Source organism: Streptomyces cyaneofuscatus (genome assembly GCF_042718795.1).
In the GTDB taxonomy this organism is placed as follows: Bacteria; Actinomycetota; Actinomycetes; order Streptomycetales; family Streptomycetaceae; genus Streptomyces; species Streptomyces cyaneofuscatus_A.
On the sequence record NZ_JBHXOX010000032.1, the window covers coordinates 30,452 to 46,904 of the forward strand.

Below are 16,453 nucleotides of genomic sequence, written 5' to 3' on the forward strand. Positions count from 1 at the left end.
ACGGCGATCCGGCAGGCCCGCGCGACCTCCCGTTGTCCACAGGCCCGCACCCCGTGGGGCCGTGGCCAGTAATCTCAGCGCCCATGGAGCAGAGGCATCTCGGCCGCACCGGCCTACGCGTGTCCCGGATCGGGCTCGGCACCCTCACCTGGGGCCGGGACACGGACGAGCACGACGCCGCCGACCAGCTCAAGACCTTCTGGGACGCGGGCGGCACCCTGGTGGACACCGCCGATGTGTACGGGGGCGGGGAGGCCGAATTCCTGCTCGGGCGGCTCGTGGGCAGCCTGGTGCCGCGCGAGGATCTGGTCATCGCCACGAAGGCGGGCAACGTCCCCGACCCCTACCGCCGCTTCAACGGCTCGCGCGGGCACCTGCTGGCCGCCCTGGATGCCTCGCTGGAGCGGCTCGGCACGGATTACGTGGACCTGTGGCAGGTCCACGCCTTCGACCCGGCGACCCCGCTGGAGGAGACCCTCCAGGCGGTGGACCTGGCCGTCTCCTCCGGCCGGGTCCGGTACGCGGGCGTGTCGAACTTCTGCGGCTGGCAACTGGCCAAGGCCGCCACCTGGCAGCTCGCCGCGCCCGGGGTGCGCACCCGGCTGGCCAGTACGCAGATGGAGTACTCGCTGCTCCAGCGGGGCATCGAGCGTGAGGTGCTGCCCGCCGCGCTGGACCTCGGGATCGGGCTGCTGCCCTCCTCGCCGCTGGGCCGGGGCGTGCTGACCGGTAAGTACCGCCAGGGCATCCCGTCCGACTCCCGGGGCGCCTCGGAACGGCTCGCCCCCTTCGTCGAGCCGTATCTGGACGACGCGGCGGCCCGGATCACCGACGCGGTGGCGACGGCGGCGGACGGCCTGGCGACGAGCCCCCTGCACGTGGCGCTGGCCTGGGTGCGCGACCGGCCGGGGGTGGCGGCCCCGATCGTCGGTGCGCGCAACGCCGGGCAGCTCGCGGAGGCTTTGTCAGTGGAGGCGCTTAGTCTTCCCTACGAGATCTGCCAGGCGCTCGACGATGTGTCGGCGCCCGTGCACCGCTATCCCGACCAGGACTGGAGCACGCTGTGACTGCGCTTCCCGGGGAGACCCCCGGCACCGTCGGCACGGACACACCGCAGGGCGCCGAGCCCCCGGTGGCCACCGACGCCGAAGGCCCCGCGCACGCCGAAGCGCCCGGCGCCGAGGAGTCGGCCGAAGCCACGGAGCCCGCAGCGGACGGCTCCGACGGTGCGGAGACCGCTGCGGAGGACCTGGCCGCCGGTGACGCACCTGGCGGTGGTGCTTCCGCCGGTGACGCACCTGCCGGTGAGTCTTCCGTCGGTGAGGCTTCCGTCGGCGAAGAGGGCGACGCGCCCGTAGCCGCCGCGCTCTCCGAGGCGCAGGCCGAGCTGGCCGCCCAGCGTGAGCTGCGCGAGAAGATCGCGAAGCGCAAGGCCGAGAAGGAAGGCCCCGTCCCCGCCGGTACGAAGCTGAGCGGCACCGCCGCCGATCTGCTCGCGGCCGTACGGGCCGTGGAGAGCGGCGAGAAGGCGGGCGCGGAGTTCTTCGACTCCCCCGCACCAGCGCCCGCGCCCCGCCGCGCCGCCCCGGCCCCCGCCGGACAGCCTCCCCGCCCCGCACCGGTGACGACCGCTCCCGCCGACCTCGCCGCCTCGCCCGAGGCCCTGGACGCGGTGCGGGCGGTTCTCACCGAGGGCGGGGCCCCCGAGGCCCTGGCCCGCCCCGCCACCGGGATCCTGGGCGAGCAGGCCGCCGAGCTGCTGCGCGCCGACCCCTGGCAGTTGCTGGCGGTCCCGGGCGTCCGCCCCGAGCAGGCGGACGGCTTCGCCCGGGCCCTGCTGGGCGCCGCGTGCGGCCCGGACGATGGGCGCCGCACGGCGGCCCTGGTCGGCTGGCTGCTGGAGCGCGCCGCCCTCCAGGGCCACACGGCGCTGGACGCCGATGCGGTCCGGGCGGCGCTCGCCGAGCGTGCGGTGAGCGACCCGGAGGAGGCCGTGCGCAACGCCGTGGAGGAGGGGGTCGCCCTGGTCTTCCAGGAGGGCACGGACCCCACGGAGCCGGACGCCGCGTACGAGGAGGACGGCGAGGCACCTGCGGAGGCGGAGACCGAGGCACCGGAGCCGGTCCAGGTGCTGCTGGGCCTGGACCGGTACGCGCTGGCCGAGGAGAGCCTCGCCGACGGCCTGGCCCGCCTCATGAACGCCTGCGAGAAGGGCGCCGACTGGGCGGAGGCGGCCGCCGCCGCGCCCTCCCCCTCGGCCGCCGAGCTGATCCGTACGGCGGCCACCGCCGGGCTCGTCGCGCACAGCGGCGGCGAGGCGGCCCGGGCCGAACCCGCCGCCCTGATCGCCGCGGCGCGGGGCCTGGGGCTGCGGGCCCTGGGCGCCGTCCACAGCGAGGACGGCCGCCGCCGGCTGGCCGACGCGGTCGGCGCCCCGGACGCGGCGGTCACCCTGGCCGGGCTGCTCTCCGGCGCCGAGGGCCCCGGCCGCGACGAGGACGGGGCGCTCGCCCTGGACCTGCTGGTGGTGCTGGACGCGCCGCAGCTCGACGTGGAGGGCGCGGCCGTCCTGGTCGAGGCGCTGGCAGACGGGGTCCGGCTGGTGCTGAGCGGTGACCCCGGTGTGCTGGGCTCGGCGGGCGCCGGACGCGTCTTCGCCGATGTGCTGGCGGCACGGGCGTGCCCGCAGGTCGTCTCCCGTACGCCGGACCCCGGGCCGATCGGTGAGCTGGTCTCCGGCATCGGCATCGGTGAGCTGGCCCAGGTCGAGGCCCCCGGCAAGGAGGTCGTGATCGTCCCGGTCCGCGATGCGGGCGAGGCGGTCCACCGTACGGTGCAGCTCGTCGCGGACTCGGTGCCCCGGGCCTTCTCCATCCCCGCAGGCGACACCCAGGTCATCACCGTGGGCCACGGCGGGGCGGCCGGGACCCGGGTGCTGAACGAGGCCCTCAAGCAGCGGCTCAACCCGGGGCCCGGCCGGTTCGGCGGGTTCGACCCGGGGGACCGCGTGATCCATGTCCCCGCGCCCGGCCGCGCCGTGCCCGGGGTGGTGCGCTCGGCCGACGCGGAGGGGCTCCACCTGGAGTGCGGCGGCGTCCCCGTCGTCGTACCGCAGGAGCGGGTGGAGTCGGCGGTGCGGCACGGGTGGGCGCTCAGTGCCCATCAGGCGGCCGGGATGCGCTGGCCCGCCGCGGTGGTGGTGCTGCCGGGCGATGCGGCGGCGGGGCTGAGCCGGCCGTGGGTCTACACCGCGTTCGGCCGAGGAGAGCGCCACCTGTCCGTGGTCCACGGGGTGGACCAGGCGCTCCCGCACGCGGTGGCGCAGGTCCCGGCCCAGGAACGGACGACCCGGCTCCGGGCACTGCTCGAAGCCGTCCCGACGCCTGACGCGGCTTCCTGAGGGACGTACGACAGCGGGCCCCGGCGCACTTCGCGCCGGGGCCCGCTCTCATGTCACGCGCGGCCCGCCGCCGGCTCGTCGAGCTCCTCGTCCAGCTCCTCCTCGTCGAAGACGGCGCTGACGTCGAAGCGGCACACCACCAGCTCCGGGTCGGCGTCCTCGAACGGGGCGCCGAGCCACTCCCCCGGCTCGGGCAGCGCGTCGGCGGCCGAGACCCAGAGGGTGGAGTCCCCCTCCTCCAGGCCGAACTCCTTGTGCCGGGAGGCGATCTCGTCCGGTTCGTACTCGCCGAAGAGCATGCCGAGCGCGGCGTGGACGCTGGTGCCGACCACTGCGGTCGTGGAACCGTCCGCGCCGGGTCCGGCGTCGATGTCGGCGAGGCGCTGGGCCTGGGCGAGCAGCCGCGGGGGCTCCGCGACCGCGTAGTCGCGCCGGATCAGCACGCTCAGCGCGCTGGGCTCGGCGGGTCCGGCGTAGGGCGGCAGGGAGTCGTCCGCGCCGGGGATCTCGAAGGGGGTGACCTCGTCGTAGCGGTCGTAGAGGAGCTCGTCGTAGACCTCGGCAGCGGCGGCCAGTGAGTTGAACGCTTCGTAGACGGCGGGGTCGTCGTCCCCGGTACGGCGTTCGACCGCGTCGAGGTGACGGTCGATCGCGGCTTTGACCGCCTCGGCGGCGGCACGTACCTCGGCAGCGGTGGGCTGCGCAGCATCAGACATAGTGCAGACGCTATCCGTACCGGGGCTCTGCCCGCACAATAGATGCGATGCCGGAATACGAATTTGTCGACGTGTATGTGCCGCGCGGGGTCTCCCGCAAGGAAGCGGCCCGACTGCTGACCGACCACGCCGAGTACGGACACTGGGAGCTGGACCGCCTGACGCTGCGCCGCGACGGCAGCCGCAGGGTGCGGTTGCGCCGACGGATCATCCGTCAGCTGCGAGCCACCTGGTGACAGGGATACGCGCCACCTGAACGACAGGGAACGGGCCCCGCGTGACCGCGGGGCCCGTCCATGGTGCGTCCTGCTGAGCTGTGCGTGCCCGGATCAGGCGGCGCTGCGGGAGCGGCGGTAGAGCACCGATCCCATTCCGGCCAGCAGCAGTCCGGCGCTCGCGGGGATGAGCATCTCCATGCCCCCCGCGCCGGTCTGCGCGAGCTGCTCCTCCGGCTCGAGCTGCGGCCCGGGGACATTCGGCTCGGGCGGCTGGTTGGCCGGGGGCTCGACCGGCGGGTCCACCGGCGTCTCCGGCGTGACCGGGGGCTTCACCGGAGGCTTCACCGGCGGCGGGGGCGGCGGCGGCTCGGCGTCGTTGGAGCAGCTGTTGCCGAAGGTCGGGTTCAGCAGCCCGATCACGGAGACGCTGTTGCCGCAGACGTTGACCGGGACGCTGACGGGCGCCTGGACCGCGTTGCCGGAGAGGATGCCGGGCGAGCCCTGCGCGACCCCCTCCGCGCTCGCGCCACCGGCCCGGTGACGGCCCGTGCCGGGCTCGCCGTGCCGGTCGGTCGCGGTGGTGTTCCCCGCCTGCGCGGCGTTGCCGCCCTGCGCGCCGTTGCCGGCCTGGGCTCCTTCGCCGGAGCCGCCGATACGGTTCTGCGATCCCGAGTCCTGGCGCGATTGCGCCGACCCGTTCTCGCAGTCGTTCCCGAAGGTGGGGTTGATGAGACCGCCGACGGTGACCGAGTTGCCGCAGACGTTGACCGGGATGTCGATCGGGACCGAGACCGAGTTGCCGGACAGCACGCCCGGCGAGCCCGTGGCCGTCGAGGCCGCCCCGGCGTCGGCGTGGGCGTAGCCGCCACTGAGAGCGAGGACCCCGCCCGCCGCCGCCATGGTGATCAGGCCTTTACGAGTGACCTGTCGCATAGGTTCGTTTCCTGCCTTCTGCCTTCCGAAAAACCCCCGGACATGACCGTGCGGGAGCCGAATGCCGAACGGTCCCGGAGTGCATGGCACGCACTCCGGGACCGGCCGGGCTCAAACCCTTAACGGGTTGACGACCAGCGTCAGGCGTTGACGCAGGTGTTGCCGAAGGCGGGGTTCAGCAGCCCGATCACGGAGACCGTGTTGCCGCACAGGTTGATCGGCACGTGGACCGGGACCTGGACGACGTTGCCGGAGAGCACGCCGGGGCTGCCGATGGCCGCACCCTGGGCGCCCGCGTCGGCGGAAGCCATGCCCGCACCCGCGAGAACGAGGCCACCGGTGGCAGCCGCAACTGCGACGACCTTCTTGATCATGATTCCTCCTAGTTGGAAAGTGCGGTCCCAGCCGCGGACCGCACACCTTGTAACGAGGAGGGTGGAGCGGGGCTACGCATGAACGGCGCGTTTCACCCTTTCGGTCACGTACGCACAGGCAGTCGAATTGCGTACCGGGCCGGTCGGTGGTTCGTGCGGGACCGGTCGGCGGTTCGTGCGGACCGGTCAGCAGTACGGGTGGCCCCGGTCAGCAGTTGTCGATGAACCGGTCGAGCACCCGCACGCCGAACTGCAGACCGTCCACCGGGACCCGCTCGTCGACACCGTGGAACATCCCGGCGAAGTCCAGCTCCGGCGGCAGCTTCAGCGGGGCGAAGCCGAAGCCCCGGATGCCGAGGTCGTCGAAGGACTTGGCGTCGGTGCCGGCCGAGAGCATGTACGGCACGGCCCGGGCGATCGGGTCCTCGGCGACCAGCGCGGTCTGCATGGCGTCGACCAGCGCGCCGTCGAACGTGGTCTCCAGCGCCTTGTCCGCGTGCACGTCCTCGCGCTTCACGTTGGGGCCCAGGATCCGGTCCAGGTCGGCGAGGAACTCCTCCTCGTACCCCGGCAGGTACCGGCCGTCCACGTGGGCGGTGGCCTGGCCCGGGATGACGTTGACCTTGTAGCCGGCGCCGAGCTGGGTGGGGTTGGCGGTGTTCTGGAGGGAGGCCCCGATCAGCTTGGAGATGCCGCCCAGCTTGGCGAGCGTCTCGTCCATGTTCTCCGGGTCCAGCTCGGTGCCGAGCGCGTCCGAGAGCTCGTCCAGGAAGTGCCGCAGCGTCTTGGTGACCCGGACGGGGAACTTGTGCCGCCCCAGCCGTCCGACCGCCTCGGACAGCTCCGTGATGGCGTTGTCCTTGTGGATCATCGAGCCGTGCCCGGCCGTGCCGTCCACGGTGAGCTTCATCCAGTGCATGCCCTTCTGGGCCGTCTCCACCAGATACAGGCGCAGCTTCTCGTTGACGGTGAACGAGAACCCGCCGACCTCGCTGATCGCCTCGTTGACGCCCTCGAAGAGCCCCGGGTGGTGGTCGACGAGGTAGCGGGCCCCGTACGTACCGCCCGCCTCCTCGTCCGCGACGAAGGCCAGCACGATGTCGCGCGGGGGCTTGCGGCCGGTGCGCATCCGCTCGCGTACGACCGCGAGGGTCATCGCGTCCATGTCCTTCATGTCGACGGCGCCCCGCCCCCAGACGCAGCCGTCGGCGATCTCCCCGGAGAACGGGTCGTGCGTCCAGTCCGCCGCGTTGGCCGGGACGACGTCGGTGTGACCGTGGATGAGCAGGGCGGGCCGGGAGGGGTCCTCGCCCTCGATGCGGGCGACGGTGGAGGCGCGGCCCTTGTGCGACTCGAAGATCTGCGGCTCCAGGCCCACCTCGGCGAGCTTCTCCGCCACGTACTCGGCGGCGAGCCGCTCACCGGGGCCGGAGTGGTCGCCGTAGTTGCTGGTGTCGATCCGGATCAGGTCGCGACAGAGGTCCACGACCTCCTTCTCGGCGTTGCCGCCGCCGACGGCCTTGCCCGTGCTGCTCTCGCTCACGCTGCTTCCTTCCGCTGTCGCTCTGGTGCTCCCTTCCCATCCTCCCGCGCCCACGGCCCACGCCCAAGGCCGTGCACCCCCCGTCACGCACCGTTCACAGCCATCGGGGCGTGATCGAGCACCCCCGAATGTTTGCTATGGTTTTCCACGTCGGAACGGGCACGGCCCGCGAGACAGACACCTTGTCCGGGTGGCGGAATGGCAGACGCGCTAGCTTGAGGTGCTAGTGCCCTTTATCGGGCGTGGGGGTTCAAGTCCCCCCTCGGACACCAGCAGGAGCCCCACTTCGGTGGGGCTCTTTTGCGTCACCGGGCCGGAGCGGGAAAGGGCGAGGATGAGGGGCCGCAGGAAGACTCCCGCCGGGCCTCTGCCCCAGCGGGACGGGATCGATGCCGTGCGGGTGCGGCTGCCGGAGGATCCGGAGGGGCGCTGGGGATGCGTCGGGGAGTATCTCCTCGGGCGGTTCGGTGGGGCGATCGGGGCCGGGCGGGTCGCGGCGATGCTCGACGCGGGGCGGTTCGTGGGGGCCGACGGGACCGGCGTACGGAGTGACGAGCCGTATACCGCCGGGCGGAGCCTCTGGTTCCATCGGGACTTCGCGGCCGAGGAGCCGGTGCCCTTCCCCATCGGGATCGTGTACCGGGACGGGCATCTCGTGGTCGCTGACAAGCCGCACTTCCTCGCCACCACGCCCCGGGGGCGGCACATCACGGAGACCGCGGTGGCGCGGCTGCGGCGGGAGCTGGGGGTGCCTACGCTCCAGCCCGCGCACCGGCTGGACCGGCTGACGGCGGGGCTCGTGCTCTTCGTGGTGCGACCGGAGGAGCGGGGCGCGTACCAGACGCTGTTCCGGGACCGGCTGGTGAGCAAGGAGTACGAGGCGGTGGCTCCGTACGACCCGGAGCTGGTCCTTCCCCGGACCGTGCGGAGTCGGATCGTGAAGGAGCGCGGGGTGCTCGCCGCCCGGGAGGAGCCGGGTGAGGCGAACAGTGAGAGCCGGGTGGAGCTGGTGGAGCGTCGGGGTTCGCTGGGGCGGTATCGGCTGGTGCCCGCCACCGGGCGTACCCATCAGCTCCGGGTGCACATGAACGCGCTGGGGGTGCCGATCGTCCACGATCCGCTGTATCCGGTGGTGGAGCCGGAGGAGGCCGTGGAGGACTGGAACCGGCCCTTGCAGCTGTTGGCGCGGCGGCTGGAGTTCACCGATCCGGTCAGCGGGGAGCCGCGCCGCTTCGAGAGCGGGCTGCGGCTCTCCGCCTGGCCGGAGAGGTGAGGGCGGCCGTGCTCAGTGGCCGCGCTTGATCCAGTCGTCGAGCTGCGGGGCTTCCGCGCCGATGGTGGTGGGGTCGCCGTGGCCCGTGCGGACCTTGGTGTCGCCGGGGAGGGTGAGCAGCCGGTCCCGGATCGAGTCGATGATCGTGGGGAACGACGAGAAGGAGCGGCCGGTGGCGCCGGGGCCGCCCTGGAAGAGCGTGTCGCCGGTGAAGACCGTCCCCAGCTCGGGGGCGTAGAGGCAGACGCAGCCGGGGGCGTGGCCAGGGGTGTGCAGGACCGTGAGGGTGGTCCCGGCGACGGTGAGTTCCTGGCCGTCGGCCAGGGGGCCGTCGGGGGTCCGTTCCGGGTGGGTCTGGAGCCAGAGCGGGAGGTCGTGCGGGTGGAGGAGGATCGGGGCGCCGGTGGCCTGCGCGAGGGCCGGCGCGGCGTCGATGTGGTCGTTGTGCGCGTGAGTGCAGACGATGGCGCGCAGCGTACGGCCGCCGAGCGCGGCCTCGATGGCGGCGGCGTCGTGGGCGGCGTCGATGACGATCGCCTCGGTGTCGTCGCCGACGATCCAGACATTGTTGTCGACGTCCCACTCCCCGCCGTCGAGGGCGAAGGTGCCGGAGGTGACCAGGTGGTCGATGCGGACGGTCATCAGAAGACCACCACCGAGCGGAGGACGTCGCCGTCGTGCATCCGGGCGAAGGCCTGCTCGATGTCGCCGATGCCGATCGTCTCGGTGACGAAGGCGGCGAGGTCGAGGCGGCCCTGCTGGTGGAGGTCGACGAGCATCGGGAAGTCGCGGGAGGGCAGGCAGTCGCCGTACCAGGAGGACTTGAGGGAGCCGCCGCGGCCGAAGACGTCCAGGAGCGGGAGTTCGAGCTTCATGTCCGGGGTGGGGACGCCGACGAGGACGACCGTTCCAGCGAGGTCGCGGGCGTAGAAGGCCTGTTCGTAGGTTTCCGGGCGGCCGACTGCCTCGATGACGACGTCGGCACCGTTGCCGTCGGTGAGGGCGCGGATCGCCTCGACGGGGTCGGTGGAGCGGGAGTTGACGGTGTGGGTGGCGCCCATCTTCTTCGCCGTCTCCAGCTTGCGGTCGTCGATGTCGACCGCGATGATCTTCGCCGCGCCGGCCAGCCGGGCTCCGGCGACGGCCGCGTCGCCGACGCCGCCGCAGCCGATGACGGCGACCGAGTCGCCGCGGCCGACCTGGCCGGTGTTGATGGCGGCGCCGATGCCCGCCATGACGCCGCAGCCGAGGAGTCCGGCGACCTCGGGGGCCACTTCGGGGTCGACCTTGGTGCACTGGCCGGAGGCGACCAGGGTCTTCTCCGCGAAGGCACCGATACCGAGGGCGGGCGACAGCTCCGTGCCGTCGAGCAGGGTCATCTTCTGCTTGGCGTTGTGGGTGTCGAAGCAGTACCAGGGGCGGCCGCGCAGACAGGCACGGCACTGGCCGCACACCGCACGCCAGTTGAGGATGACGAAGTCTCCGGGGGCGACGTCCGTGACGCCCTCGCCGACCGACTCCACGACGCCCGCCGCCTCGTGGCCGAGGAGGAAGGGGAACTCGTCGTTGATCCCGCCCTGCTTGTAGTGCAGGTCGGTGTGGCAGACGCCGCACGCCTGGATCTTCACGACGGCCTCTCCGGGACCGGGGTCCGGGATCACGATCGTCTCGACCCGCACCGGCTCGTTCTTCCCTGGAGCGATGACCCCTTGCACCTGCTGTGGCATAACCCTGCTCTCCCTGCTCCCGCGCTTCGCGAAGATCGATCGCGGACCACCGTACGCCTCAAAGGACGCTCTACGGAGCGAGCACGTCCAACTCGTGCAGGGCGCCCACCGCGATCTCCTTGGTGATGCGCTCGGCGGCCTCCGGGTCGCCTTCGCGGACCGCTTCGGCGAGGCGTACGTGCAGGGTGACGGCGGCCGGGTCGGGGTCCTCGAACATCACCTGGTGGTGGGTACGGCCCGCGAGGACCTCGGCGACGACGTCCCCGAGGCGGGCGAACATCTCGTTGCCGGAGGCGTTGAGGACGATCCGGTGGAAGGCGATGTCGTGTTCGAGGTAGCCCTCCAACTGCTGGCCACGTGAGGTGGCGACCATGCCGAGGGCGCGTTCGGTGAGCTCGGCGCACTGTTCGGCGGTGGCGTGGCGGGCGGCGAGGGAGGCGGCGACCGGTTCGATCGCGGAGCGCAGCACGGTGAGGGAGCGCAGTTGGCGGGGGCGGTCGGAGCCGGCCAGGCGCCAGCGGATGACCTGGGGGTCGTAGACGTTCCAGGTCTCGGTGGGGCGGACCGTTACGCCGACGCGGCGGCGGGACTCGACCAGGTGCATTGATTCGAGGACCCGGATCACTTCGCGGATCACCGTACGGGAGACGTCGAAGCGCTGGGCCAGCTCGTCGGTGCGTAGGACGCTGCCCGGCGGGCACTGGCCGGAGGAGATCTCCAGACCCAGGGTGTCCAGCACATGTGTATGCAGCCCCTGGCTCTGTGTGGTCATGGGTCAAGCCTACGGGGCGGCCCTCGGGAACAAAAAGTACGACGTATGTGTCACAGACTCTTGAATAAGTCGTACCTAATAGGTTTCAGTAGCGCGACGGACCGATGTCGAGGAAGACAGCGAGGCACCCCATGAGCACCCCTCACGTCGTCGTGGTGATGGGCGTAGCAGGAACCGGCAAGACCACGATCGGTCCCCTGCTCGCCGCCGAACTCGGCGTTCCGTACGCCGAGGGCGACGACTTCCATCCGCCGGCGAACATCGCGAAGATGTCGGCCGGCACCCCCCTGGACGACGACGACCGGTGGCCCTGGCTGGACGCCATCGGTGCGTGGGCGCACGGGCGGGCGGGGCTCGGCGGGGTCGTCTCCAGCTCGGCCCTCAAGCGGTCCTACCGGGACCGGCTGCGGGCCGGGGCGCCTGACGCGCTGTTTCTGCATCTGACCGGCGACCGGGCGCTGATCGAGGAGCGGATGGCGGACCGCAAGGGCCATTTCATGCCCACCGCGCTGCTCGACTCCCAGTTCGCGACGTTGCAGCCGCTCCAGGCCGATGAGGCCGGGGTGGATGTCGACGTGTCCGGCACCCCTACGGAAATCACCCAGCGAGCCGTCGCGGCACTGCGCCGGCTCGACAGTTAAGGACCATCACCGTGACCAGTCTCAGCGTCGAGATGCTGGCAGCGGACGCCGCCGAACCGATCACTTCGGCAGGCAACGCGCAGTTGGGCATCGCCGTACTGGCGGGCATCGCCGTCATCGTTCTCCTGATCACCAAGCTCAAGATGCACGCGTTCCTGGCGCTGACCATCGGTTCGCTGGCGCTCGGCTCCTTCGCGGGAGCGGCCCCGGCCGACACGATCGCCAGCTTCACCGCGGGCCTCGGCTCCACCGTCGCGAGCGTGGGCGTGCTCATCGCGCTCGGCGCCATCCTGGGCAAGCTGCTCGCCGACTCCGGCGGGGCCGACCAGATCGTCGACACCATCCTGGCGAAGGCGAGCCGGGGGGCCATGCCGTGGGCGATGGTCCTCATCGCCTCGATCATCGGTCTGCCGCTCTTCTTCGAGGTCGGGATCGTGCTGATGATCCCGGTGGTGCTGCTCGTTGCCAAGCGCGGCAACTTCTCCCTGATGCGGATCGGCATCCCGGCGCTGGCCGGACTCTCCGTGATGCACGGGCTCATCCCGCCGCACCCCGGCCCGCTGGTCGCGATCGACGCGCTGGACGCCAACCTCGGGGTGACGCTGGCGCTCGGTGTGCTGGTCGCCATCCCGACCGTGATCATCGCCGGACCGGTCTTCGCCCGGTACGCCGCGCGCTGGGTGGACATCGAGCCGCCGGAGAAGATGATCCCGCAGCGCCCGTCCGAGGACCTTGACCGCCGCCCCAGCTTCGCCGCCACCCTGGTGACGATCCTGCTGCCGGTCGTGCTGATGCTGCTCAAGGCGCTCGTCGAGATCGTCGTCGACGACCCGGAGAACAGCGTCCAGCGGGTGACGGACGTGATCGGCTCGCCGCTGATCGCCCTGCTCGCCGCCGTCCTGCTCGGGATGTTCACCCTCGGCCGGGCCGCCGGGTTCACCAAGGGCAAGCTCGCCGGGACGGTCGAGAAGTCGCTCGCCCCGATCGCGGGGATCCTGCTGATCGTCGGCGCCGGCGGTGGCTTCAAGCAGACGCTGATCGACGCCGGGGTCGGCCAGATGATCCTGGACTTCTCCGAGAACTGGTCGATCCCCGCCCTGCTGCTCGGCTGGCTGATCGCCGTCGCGATCCGCCTCGCCACCGGCTCGGCCACGGTCGCCACGATCTCCGCCGCCGGTCTGGTCGCCCCGCTCGCGGCCGACATGTCGACCGCGCACGCGGCCCTGCTGGTCCTGGCGGTCGGCGCCGGTTCGCTCTTCTTCAGCCATGTGAACGACGCCGGGTTCTGGCTGGTGAAGGAGTACTTCGGGATGGACGTCGGCCAGACCGTGAAGACCTGGTCGGTGATGGAGACGATCATCTCGGTGGTCGCGATGGCCTTCATCATGCTGCTGTCGCTGTTGCTGTAGCGGCGCTGAGAAGTGGGAAAGCGCGCGCCCCGGAGGAATCCACCGGGGCGCGCGCTTTCTCTGCGTACGGAGAAGGGTTACGGCGTGGTCAGCGGCGGGTGGCCTCGCTCTCGGCCGCCTTCTCCAACTGGAACGCCTCGTTGCCGAGGCCGATCCGGGCGTGCACCTCGGGCTTGACCTTGCGCAGGACCGCTCCGTAGACCAGGCCGCCGATCAGGGCGAGGACGATCACGCCGGGCAGCAGCCAGTTGAGGGCCGAGCCGTCGCCGGAGCCGACCAGGATGTCGAAGTCGCGGACGGTGAAGACGGCGATCGACAGCAGCGCGATCCCGGCGAGGCCCGAGGCGACCAGGCGCGGGGCCTGGGCGCGGCCCGCGCCACGCTTGACGAAGAAGGCGATGACGGCGAACGAGGCGGCGGCCATCAGCAGGATGACGCCGAGCGCGCCGACGTTTCCCATCCAGGTGAACAGGCGCAGGACGGGGACGGTGGGGTCGCCGATGTGGTTGCCGTCGGCGAAGGCGAAGGCCAGCACGATCACGACGGAGATCACGGACTGGAGCAGCGAGCCGGTGCCGGGCGCGCCGCTGGCCCGGTTGGTGCGGCCGAAGCGGGCGGGCAGCAGGCCTTCGCGGCCCATGGCGAACGCGTAACGGGCGACCACGTTGTGGAAGCTGAGGAGTGCCGCGAACATGCCGGTGACGAAGAGGATGTGCAGGACGTCGGTGAAGGTCGAGCCGAGCCGCTCCTCGGTCAGGCCGAACAGCATGCCCGGGCCCTCCTTGAGCGAGGTGTCGGCGATGAAGCCGGGGCCGGCGGCGACGGTCATGGCCCAGGAGCTGATGGCGAGGAACAGCGCCGCGTACCCCACCGCCAGGAACATCACCCGGGAGACCACGATCTGCGGGCGGCTGGTCTCCTCCGCGTAGACCGGGGCCTGTTCGAAACCGACGAACGCGGCGATGCAGAAGCAGAGCGCGGTGGAGAGCCCGGCGCCGGTGAGGGTCTGCGGGTCGAACGCCGCGAACGAGAGCCCCTCGGGGCCCGGGTCGGAGACGGCGGCGATGTCGAAGATCACGACGAGCAGGCACTCGATGACCAGCAGGACGCCGAGCACCTTGGCGTTGAGGTCGATCTTCAGCCAGCCGAGGATGCCGACCGCGACCACCGAGATCAGTGCGGGGATCCACCACTGCACGTCGATGCCGGCGTACGTGGAGAGGATGACGGAGACCTCGAAGCCGAGGATCCCGTAGATACCGACCTGCATCGCGCTGTACGCCACCAGCGCCACGAGCGAGGCGCCGGCACCGGCCGTCGGGCCGAGGCCCCGGGCGATGTACGCGTAGAAGGCGCCCGCGTTGTGGACGTGCCGGCTCATCTCCGCGTAGCCGACGCTGAACAGCATCAGGACGACGCCGAGGATCACGTAGAGCAAGGGCTGGCCGACGATGCCCATCACGCCGAAGACCGTGGGCATCACCCCGGCGACCACCATCAGAGGGGCGCTGGCGGCGAGCACGGAGAGCAGCAGGCCGGGGGTGCCGAGGCGGTCGGCCCGCAGGGCGCGTTCCTCCCCCTTGTAGGTGTTGATCCCGCCGGTATCGCCGGTCAGCCTGGTGGTGCCGGTCTGCCGGGTCCTGCCTGGAGATGAACTGCCCGTCGACATGGCGGGGGTGGTCCCTTCTTCGGTTCTGGGGTTTCGTCTTCGGTTCTCGGGGTTCCGTCTTCGGTTCTCGGTGGCGCGCTGATCAGGGGGTGCCGAGTGCGTGGTCGCGGGCGGCGGTGAACGTGGCGTACGGGTCGCGGCCGGAGTACGACCAGGGCGCGGCCGTGGCGTGCGGGCCGATGCGGTGGAAGAGGGCGGCGGCCTCGGCGGTCCGGCCCTCGCAGACCTTGGCGTGGGCCAGGAAGTTCAGGTCGACGCGGTGGCGGGGGTGGCCCTCGTGCTCCCACTCCAGCCACCAGTCGAAGGCCGCCTTCATCACCTGCCGGGCCCGCCTGCCCGACCAGTGGCCGGACGCCACCGGGTCGTCCGGTTCGCTGCCCGCCGCGACGAGGACGCGGTAGCGCTCGGCGTGGGCGATGACGGGGAGGACGGCGAGCGGGGAGTCGGCCGGGGCCTGTTCGGCGGCCCAGGCGGCGAAGTCGTACACCTCGTGCAGCGGGTCCTGGCCGCTGTCGGGGCGGCTCTCGGCCAGTTGCGCGGTCATCACGTGGTGGGCGTGGTGGTGCTCGGGGTGGCGGGAGCGGACCTCCTCGAAGAGCCGGCCGGTCTCGTCACCGCCGTCGTCGCGGCCCCGGTCCAGGAGGAGCAGGGCCAGCCACGGGGTGGGGTCGTCGGGGGTGATGCGGGCGGCGGTGAGACAGGCCTGCCGGGCGCGGGCCGCGTCGTCGGGCCTGGCCTTGGGGCGCAGGGCCCGTACGACACCGGCGCAGCCGAGGAGCGTGGTTGCGTCGGCGCTCTCCGGTTCGGCGAGCAGCCACTCGCCGGCCCAGTCCGCGGCGGAGGGGATCTCGGCGAGGGCCAGGAGGCGGTGTCCCCGGCGGTCCCAGTCCTTGCCGGTGGTCACCAGCAGGGCGCGGGCGTCGCCCCAGCGGCCCTGGGTGAACTGATTCCGGGCGTCGATGAGTTCGCGGTCGTCCAGGGCCGGGTCGAAGGCGTGGTCCGAGCGGCCGCCCCGGCGGCGGGAGCGGCCCAGGGGCGGCGGAGGCGGGGACATGCCGCAGACTTCTTTCGACGCGGTGTGCGAGCAGACGATCGCGCACAGCAAAGCGGTAGGGAATGCTCCGAGTCAAGAGGTGGTCTCTACCAACTCCTCTCCGTTTCCGGATAGTTGGCTGGAAGTCGTCGGGCCGGGAGAGGTGTTTACGCAGCGTGCGGGTGGGGTGGGCGGGGGGCGGGTGACCCCTGACACACTGAGGTTATGGAACCTCGTGAACCTCTCCCTCCTTTCCTTCTCGCCTTTCCCGGACCGCTGCGCGACCGGCTGGTGGCGGCGGTCCTCTCCGGTGAAAAGGTGTCCACCTCCGGGCTGTTGGCCGAGTACGAGCTGGAGGGCGAGGAGCTTCCGCCGGTGGGCGAACGGTCCGCGCTGATCGACTCGGAGGGGCGGGAGGTGGCGGTGCTGGAGATGACCGAGGTACGGGTGCTGCCGCTCGGGGAGGTCGGTCTCCAGCATGCGCTGGACGAGGGCGAGGGGTATCGGTCGGTGGCCGAATGGCGCGCGGGGCACGAGGCGTTCTGGCACGGGGAGGAGATGCGGGAGGCGATGGGGGATCCGTCGTTCACGGTGGATGACGGGACGATGATCGTGGCTGAGCGGTTTCGGGTGGTGGAGGTGTTGGGTCCGGGTGGGGCCTCCTCCGGGTGAGGGCCCCTCGGGGTGCGCGGCGGCCTTCGGCCGGGTGAGGTTCCGGGGCGCTGCCCCGGGCCCCGCTCCTCAA

Annotated in this window: 16 protein-coding genes and 1 tRNA gene; 8 read left to right on the forward strand and 9 right to left on the reverse strand. The window is 71.9% G+C overall.

Going from position 1 to position 16,453, the window contains the following annotated elements:
• Nucleotides 1–83: 83 nt before the first annotated feature.
• On the forward strand, nucleotides 84–1,067 hold the full coding sequence (locus ACFWRT_RS30850; RefSeq protein WP_380955812.1) for an aldo/keto reductase: 984 nt from the start codon (nucleotides 84–86) through the stop codon (nucleotides 1,065–1,067).
• Nucleotides 1,064–3,400, forward strand: a complete 2,337-nt coding sequence (locus ACFWRT_RS30855; protein WP_380955811.1) for a helix-hairpin-helix domain-containing protein — start codon at nucleotides 1,064–1,066, stop codon at nucleotides 3,398–3,400. The genes ACFWRT_RS30850 and ACFWRT_RS30855 overlap by 4 nt, the downstream gene beginning before the upstream one ends.
• A 53-nt stretch (nucleotides 3,401–3,453) precedes the next feature.
• Here the strand turns inward: ACFWRT_RS30855 and ACFWRT_RS30860 are convergent, their stop codons facing one another.
• Complete coding sequence (locus ACFWRT_RS30860; RefSeq protein WP_380955809.1) at nucleotides 3,454–4,116, reverse strand: hypothetical protein; 663 nt, start codon at nucleotides 4,114–4,116, stop codon at nucleotides 3,454–3,456.
• Between the two features lie 47 nt (nucleotides 4,117–4,163).
• Here ACFWRT_RS30860 and ACFWRT_RS30865 point away from each other — a divergent pair, with 47 nt between their 5' ends.
• Nucleotides 4,164–4,352, forward strand: coding sequence for a DUF5703 family protein (locus tag ACFWRT_RS30865; protein ID WP_003970138.1), 189 nt, complete (start codon nucleotides 4,164–4,166; stop codon nucleotides 4,350–4,352).
• Nucleotides 4,353–4,445: 93 nt separating this feature from the next.
• On the opposite strand, the gene ACFWRT_RS30870 is transcribed toward ACFWRT_RS30865, so the two are convergent.
• The 3 genes from ACFWRT_RS30870 to ACFWRT_RS30880 all read right to left on the reverse strand — a co-directional run bounded on the left by ACFWRT_RS30870 (nucleotide 4,446) and on the right by ACFWRT_RS30880 (nucleotide 7,184).
• Complete coding sequence (locus ACFWRT_RS30870) at nucleotides 4,446–5,267, reverse strand: chaplin family protein (RefSeq protein WP_380955808.1); 822 nt, start codon at nucleotides 5,265–5,267, stop codon at nucleotides 4,446–4,448.
• Nucleotides 5,268–5,407: 140 nt separating this feature from the next.
• Nucleotides 5,408–5,641, reverse strand: a complete 234-nt coding sequence (gene chpH / locus ACFWRT_RS30875) for a chaplin ChpH (RefSeq protein ID WP_015607544.1) — start codon at nucleotides 5,639–5,641, stop codon at nucleotides 5,408–5,410.
• 208 nt (nucleotides 5,642–5,849) lie between these two features.
• A complete protein-coding gene (locus ACFWRT_RS30880) occupies nucleotides 5,850–7,184 on the reverse strand; it encodes a M20/M25/M40 family metallo-hydrolase (protein WP_380955806.1) in 1,335 nt (444 codons plus the stop codon).
• A 184-nt stretch (nucleotides 7,185–7,368) separates the two neighbouring features.
• Here ACFWRT_RS30880 and ACFWRT_RS30885 point away from each other — a divergent pair.
• Both ACFWRT_RS30885 and ACFWRT_RS30890 read left to right on the forward strand, forming a co-directional pair.
• A tRNA-Leu gene (locus ACFWRT_RS30885) sits at nucleotides 7,369–7,456 on the forward strand.
• Nucleotides 7,457–7,518: 62 nt separating this feature from the next.
• A complete protein-coding gene (locus ACFWRT_RS30890; RefSeq protein ID WP_380955805.1) occupies nucleotides 7,519–8,457 on the forward strand; it encodes an RluA family pseudouridine synthase in 939 nt (312 codons plus the stop codon).
• A gap of 12 nt (nucleotides 8,458–8,469) precedes the next feature.
• On the opposite strand, the gene ACFWRT_RS30895 is transcribed toward ACFWRT_RS30890, so the two are convergent.
• From ACFWRT_RS30895 to ACFWRT_RS30905, 3 genes are all read right to left on the reverse strand, one after another.
• Complete coding sequence (locus tag ACFWRT_RS30895; RefSeq protein WP_380955803.1) at nucleotides 8,470–9,099, reverse strand: MBL fold metallo-hydrolase; 630 nt, start codon at nucleotides 9,097–9,099, stop codon at nucleotides 8,470–8,472.
• Nucleotides 9,099–10,184: an S-(hydroxymethyl)mycothiol dehydrogenase gene (locus tag ACFWRT_RS30900; protein ID WP_380955801.1), complete on the reverse strand. Its 1,086-nt coding sequence runs from the start codon at nucleotides 10,182–10,184 to the stop codon at nucleotides 9,099–9,101. The genes ACFWRT_RS30895 and ACFWRT_RS30900 overlap by 1 nt, the downstream gene beginning before the upstream one ends.
• A 70-nt stretch (nucleotides 10,185–10,254) precedes the next feature.
• On the reverse strand, nucleotides 10,255–10,956 hold the full coding sequence (locus tag ACFWRT_RS30905) for a FadR/GntR family transcriptional regulator (protein ID WP_026242087.1): 702 nt from the start codon (nucleotides 10,954–10,956) through the stop codon (nucleotides 10,255–10,257).
• A 131-nt stretch (nucleotides 10,957–11,087) separates the two neighbouring features.
• Between ACFWRT_RS30905 and ACFWRT_RS30910 the strand changes: the two genes are divergently transcribed.
• Complete coding sequence (locus ACFWRT_RS30910; protein ID WP_380955800.1) at nucleotides 11,088–11,597, forward strand: gluconokinase; 510 nt, start codon at nucleotides 11,088–11,090, stop codon at nucleotides 11,595–11,597.
• Between the two features lie 11 nt (nucleotides 11,598–11,608).
• Nucleotides 11,609–13,006, forward strand: a complete 1,398-nt coding sequence (locus ACFWRT_RS30915; RefSeq protein WP_380955798.1) for a GntT/GntP/DsdX family permease — start codon at nucleotides 11,609–11,611, stop codon at nucleotides 13,004–13,006.
• An 88-nt stretch (nucleotides 13,007–13,094) separates the two neighbouring features.
• Here ACFWRT_RS30915 and ACFWRT_RS30920 read toward each other — a convergent pair whose 3' ends face one another.
• Entirely contained in the window at nucleotides 13,095–14,675 is a 1,581-nt protein-coding gene (locus tag ACFWRT_RS30920; protein ID WP_380953906.1) for an APC family permease, read from the reverse strand.
• 82 nt (nucleotides 14,676–14,757) lie between these two features.
• Nucleotides 14,758–15,729, reverse strand: coding sequence for a hypothetical protein (locus ACFWRT_RS30925; RefSeq protein WP_380953907.1), 972 nt, complete (start codon nucleotides 15,727–15,729; stop codon nucleotides 14,758–14,760).
• A 204-nt stretch (nucleotides 15,730–15,933) separates the two neighbouring features.
• Between ACFWRT_RS30925 and ACFWRT_RS30930 the strand changes: the two genes are divergently transcribed.
• A complete protein-coding gene (locus ACFWRT_RS30930; protein WP_380953908.1) occupies nucleotides 15,934–16,380 on the forward strand; it encodes an ASCH domain-containing protein in 447 nt (148 codons plus the stop codon).
• Nucleotides 16,381–16,453: the final 73 nt, after the last annotated feature.

Bases quoted from the DNA above. Each gene is read 5' to 3' on its own strand.
- ACFWRT_RS30900 (WP_380955801.1), bottom strand. From the start codon at position 10,184: ATGCCACAGCAGGTGCAAGGGGTCATCGCTCCAGGGAAGAACGAGCCG.
- chpH (WP_015607544.1), bottom strand. From the start codon at position 5,641: ATGATCAAGAAGGTCGTCGCAGTTGCGGCTGCCACCGGTGGCCTCGTT.
- ACFWRT_RS30910 (WP_380955800.1), top strand. From the start codon at position 11,088: ATGAGCACCCCTCACGTCGTCGTGGTGATGGGCGTAGCAGGAACCGGC.
- ACFWRT_RS30860 (WP_380955809.1), bottom strand. From the start codon at position 4,116: ATGTCTGATGCTGCGCAGCCCACCGCTGCCGAGGTACGTGCCGCCGCC.
- ACFWRT_RS30850 (WP_380955812.1), top strand. From the start codon at position 84: ATGGAGCAGAGGCATCTCGGCCGCACCGGCCTACGCGTGTCCCGGATC.
- ACFWRT_RS30920 (WP_380953906.1), bottom strand. From the start codon at position 14,675: ATGTCGACGGGCAGTTCATCTCCAGGCAGGACCCGGCAGACCGGCACC.
- ACFWRT_RS30925 (WP_380953907.1), bottom strand. From the start codon at position 15,729: ATGTCCCCGCCTCCGCCGCCCCTGGGCCGCTCCCGCCGCCGGGGCGGC.
- ACFWRT_RS30890 (WP_380955805.1), top strand. From the start codon at position 7,519: ATGAGGGGCCGCAGGAAGACTCCCGCCGGGCCTCTGCCCCAGCGGGAC.
- ACFWRT_RS30905 (WP_026242087.1), bottom strand. From the start codon at position 10,956: ATGACCACACAGAGCCAGGGGCTGCATACACATGTGCTGGACACCCTG.
- ACFWRT_RS30870 (WP_380955808.1), bottom strand. From the start codon at position 5,267: ATGCGACAGGTCACTCGTAAAGGCCTGATCACCATGGCGGCGGCGGGC.
- ACFWRT_RS30930 (WP_380953908.1), top strand. From the start codon at position 15,934: ATGGAACCTCGTGAACCTCTCCCTCCTTTCCTTCTCGCCTTTCCCGGA.
- ACFWRT_RS30865 (WP_003970138.1), top strand. From the start codon at position 4,164: ATGCCGGAATACGAATTTGTCGACGTGTATGTGCCGCGCGGGGTCTCC.
- ACFWRT_RS30895 (WP_380955803.1), bottom strand. From the start codon at position 9,099: ATGACCGTCCGCATCGACCACCTGGTCACCTCCGGCACCTTCGCCCTC.